Annotated in this window: 2 protein-coding genes and 3 pseudogenes; 2 read left to right on the forward strand and 3 right to left on the reverse strand. The window is 60.2% G+C overall.

Annotation, left to right across the window (positions count from 1 at the left end):
- Positions 1-531 precede the first annotated feature (531 nt).
- Positions 532-774: a hypothetical protein gene (locus tag ABUE31_RS22535; RefSeq protein WP_367726011.1), complete on the forward strand. Its 243-nt coding sequence runs from the start codon at positions 532-534 to the stop codon at positions 772-774.
- A gap of 210 nt (positions 775-984) precedes the next feature.
- Here ABUE31_RS22535 and ABUE31_RS22540 read toward each other — a convergent pair.
- Both ABUE31_RS22540 and ABUE31_RS22545 read right to left on the reverse strand, forming a co-directional pair.
- A pseudogene (locus ABUE31_RS22540) lies at positions 985-1,173 on the reverse strand (integrase core domain-containing protein); the annotation flags it as partial.
- Positions 1,109-1,369 (reverse strand): annotated as a pseudogene (locus tag ABUE31_RS22545) (integrase core domain-containing protein); the annotation flags it as partial. The pseudogenes ABUE31_RS22545 and ABUE31_RS22540, both read right to left, overlap by 65 nt.
- A 218-nt stretch (positions 1,370-1,587) precedes the next feature.
- On the opposite strand from ABUE31_RS22545, the gene ABUE31_RS22550 reads away from it, so the two are divergent.
- A complete protein-coding gene (locus tag ABUE31_RS22550) occupies positions 1,588-2,784 on the forward strand; it encodes an IS110 family RNA-guided transposase (RefSeq protein ID WP_437344182.1) in 1,197 nt (398 codons plus the stop codon).
- An 8-nt stretch (positions 2,785-2,792) separates the two neighbouring features.
- Here the strand turns inward: ABUE31_RS22550 and ABUE31_RS22555 are convergent.
- Positions 2,793-3,709: pseudogene (locus ABUE31_RS22555) on the reverse strand (IS3 family transposase); the annotation flags it as partial.
- Between the last annotated feature and the right edge of the window lie 93 nt (positions 3,710-3,802).

Genomic DNA, 3,802 nt, shown 5'->3' on the forward strand with positions numbered 1-3,802 from the left:
AAATTCATTCGGCGCCTGAACGAGCAGCCACTGTCCTGGCTGCTGCTGTTTGGAGCCATAGCGGTGGTCGGATACCTTTTATAGCTCGTCGGCAATGCAATGACTTGGTAGTCGGCCGATGCAAGCAAGCAAGCTGTGACTGCGGATGTTCACGCAGCTATCGCTGCGTTCTTGAACCAGTGTCAGAACGAAGCGAAGCCGTTTGCAGGGACGTAAGCTCTAGGCGCAATCCGTACGGTGTTTTCTGAATTGGACATTTCGGACGACGATTCGGAGGATATCCAACGAGGCTGCGAAATCGAGCTTCGACGTCGGCTACAACCCCTGCACTGGGTCGTCCAACGTATGCGGAACGTGCTTCAGCTTTGGGAGAACGAAGGTAGAGCGACCAAGGGGCCCACGCACCGAGGCTCAGACGCGATTTGACAACGACACCAACGGTGCACCGCTGAGAGCCACAACGACTAAAGACAGGAACTCAGTTGATTTAGCCATACCTCGCTTCCGCAAGTTTGTTGCATGGAGAATGGAATGAGCGAAGTCGTCACCTTATTTTCTAACAAGCGCTGGAAGGCGGTGATCGACTACCGGGTTGAGGACGGCACAAAGAGTCTTGAACACTATTTCGAGGAAATGTCCGACCTGCATCTCATCATAGAGCACGGACCGGATTGGAATCTCCTCATCCGGTGTACCGTTACGTTAAATCGCCCAGATGATGGTGAGGAGCAAAACAGCGTCCAGAAGGCTCTCCGTCAGGATCGCACGTCCTAGCGATCGGTTGACCCACCAAGGTGTTGCAATGAACGCATATAGACCTCCAGGGATCCGTTATGCCCTGCGGATCGAAAACAACGGCACATGGACCGTTTTCGATATGACCTGAGACCCCAATCTCCTCCGGTTTGAGGGAGAGTCCTGTGTTTCGTTTGACGTGAGACCCGATTTTGGACCGCCCGGCTGGAGGATTTTCCGGGCTGTGGCTCATGGCGGATGGGATTCGCCGGAGCCATTCATGAGCGATATCGGCGGCTTGTTGCCGATCGCGCTGTGAGGACGGACCTCGTTGTAGTCTCGACGCCAATGCTCCATCTTCCGGCGGGCGTCGTCAAGCGTCAGGAACCAGTGGGCGTTCAGGCATTCCGCCCGGAACTTGCCGTTGAACGACTCGATNCGGCGGCTTGTTGCCGATCGCGCTGTGAGGACGGACCTCGTTGTAGTCTCGACGCCAATGCTCCATCTTCCGGCGGGCGTCGTCAAGCGTCAGGAACCAGTGGGCGTTCAGGCATTCCGCCCGGAACTTGCCGTTGAACGACTCGATGAACGAGTTATCCGGCATGCTGTCGGCGGTGCATTCCTGAGGTCGGCTCTGGTGACTATGCTGTTCAGATCCGGGCCTTGGGGCACCGGGAGCACGCAAGTGCGGGCAGGCCGTCGAACTGACATGAGCTGCGAGCTCGAGGTCGTTATCTGGCCGCCCCTGCGACCAGCCCGGATGCGCTGCGAGCGCGGATCCGTAATTGTCGTGTTGCCCGCTGGCTCCCTCAACCTTGACCAGGAGAGGAGTAGGCCATGCGGATCATTGGCATGGACATCCATCGCGTGGCGGCCGAAGTCGTCGCGCTCTGTGAGGGCGAACTGAAGAAGCTTGGAAGGGTTCCTATGCTTCGCGATCGGCTCACCGCTTTCGCTCAAAAAGAACTGACCCACGATGATCACGTGATCATCGAAGCGACGGGGAATGCGGCAGCTGTCGCCGAACTCCTTGAACCGTTCGTAGACCGCGTCGTGATCGCCAACCCAAAACAGGTACGCTTGATCGCGCACGCCAAGGTCAAGACCGATGCCATTGACGCGGCTGTCCTGGCCAAGCTCTACGCGACCGGATTCCTGCCTGAGGTATGGGTGCCGGATCCGAGGACCCTGGCCATGCGGCGGCAAGTGACGCGCCGCACTCAGTTGGTTCGCCAGCGCGTTCGTCTGAAGAACATGATCCAGTCCATCCTTCACGCTCATCTCGCGCCACCGTGCCCGCACGGCAATCTGGTCGGCGTCAGCGGTCGCAAGTGGATTGCGAAGCAACTCGTTCCCCCGGACGAGCGGAACGCCATAGAGCGGCACCTCCGGCAGATCGATCTGATAGAGGGTTCGCTCAAGCTGGTCGAGGCTGAGATCGCCGAAGAGGCGCTGTCGGACCCTGTCATTCGGCGGATCATGACCTTACCCGGCGTGGACATGACAGTGGCGACCGGGGTTGCAGCCGCAATCGGTGACGTGCGCCGCTTCCCTGATCCGCAAAAGCTGGTGGGTTATCTCGGCTTGAATCCCAGTGTTCGTCAATCGGGCGAAGGCCCCGCCTATCATGGTCGGATCACGAAGCAGGGCCGCGGCCAAGCACGCGGCATGCTCGTCGAGGCGGCATGGGCGGCGGCGCGCTCCCCAGGACCATTGAGAGCCTTCTATCAACGGATCGCGGCGCGCCGAGGCAAGCACATCGCCGCAGTCGCGACTGCCCGGAAGCTGGTAATGATCCTCTGGCACATGCTCACAAAGCAGACGGATTACATCTGGGTGCGCCCGGCCTTGCTCGCTCGCAAGTTCAGGACCATCGAGTTGAAGGCGGGTCGGCCAGCCGAGCACGCCAAACGCGGCAATGCCTACGACTACAATATCCCAGAGAAGCGGGCCGCCGAACGTGAGCGCTCCGAAAGGGCCGAGCGGGACTATGCCCGCTTCACGTCCCGCTGGCGTGACCGGCCAAAAGGAAGAGCACAACCTGCATAAAGGGGGTTTTCAATTACATCCGTGTCGGTCGGCTTGCCTGGCCGCGAGAAGTCGAGCACGACGTCCCTCTGGTAGGCCCACAGGTCGAGGTCGCGGGAGATGAACTCTGAACCCTGGTCGACGCGGATCGATTGCGGATAGCCGTGCTCGCGGCACACCCGTTCGAGCGTGGCGACGACATCCTCGCCGCGATAGCTGAAGCGGGGATCGACGGCCGGCGAGAAGCGCGACCACGTGTCGATGATGGTGAGAACCCGCAGCTTCCTGCCGGTCGCCAGTTGATCGTGCACGAAGTCCATCGCCCAGGTCTGGTTGCATCTCGTCGCCTCGGTTCGATCGTCCCTGAGCTTCGCCTTCACCCGCCGCTTCGGTGTCTTGTTGCGCAGTTGAAGCCCTAACTCGTTGTAAAGCCTGCGTGTTCGCTTCATGTTGATGGGCCAGCCTTCGCGAACCAGGAGAACATGCACGCGCCGGTAGCCGTAGCGCACCCGCGTCTCGCAGATCTCCTTGATCCGCTGCTTCAATCCGGCCTGCTCGCCGCGCCTGGACTTGTAGGTGTAGAGGGAACGGTCGATCCGCAGGGCCTCGCACGCCTTGCGCACCGACACCTTCCAGGCCTCCCGCACCTGATCGACAAGCTGGCGACGGCGGGCAGGCCTCAGAGCTTTTTTTGCAGGACATCCTGCAGCATGGCCTTGTCCAGCGACAGGTCAGCAACGATCCGCTTCAGCTTGGCGTTCTCCTCCTCGAGCTGACGCAGCCGCTTCACCTCCGACGGCATCAGGCCGGCATAGCGCTTGCGCCAGTTGTAGAACGTCGCCTCCGATACCCCCGCCTTACGACAGACCTCGCCGACCGCCGTTCCGTCCTCAGCCTGCTTCAGGACAAAGGCGATCTGCGCCTCCGAAAACTTCGATGCCTTCATGGAACTCTCCTTCTCCCCATCCAGGGGTCATAAGTGGAAAATTCCAGCCAAGAACGGTCCGATTCAAAGGGGGCACGTCAGGAGGCCGTCAGC

It is taken from the genome of Mesorhizobium marinum, from assembly GCF_040813675.1.
Taxonomy (GTDB): Bacteria; Pseudomonadota; Alphaproteobacteria; order Rhizobiales; family Rhizobiaceae; genus Mesorhizobium_K; species Mesorhizobium_K marinum.

What these genes read in the sequence shown, in the direction of transcription:
- ABUE31_RS22550 (WP_437344182.1), top strand. Translation starts at nt 1,588, where the DNA reads ATGGACATCCATCGCGTGGCGGCCGAAGTCGTCGCGCTCTGTGAGGGC.
- ABUE31_RS22535 (WP_367726011.1), top strand. Translation starts at nt 532, where the DNA reads ATGAGCGAAGTCGTCACCTTATTTTCTAACAAGCGCTGGAAGGCGGTG.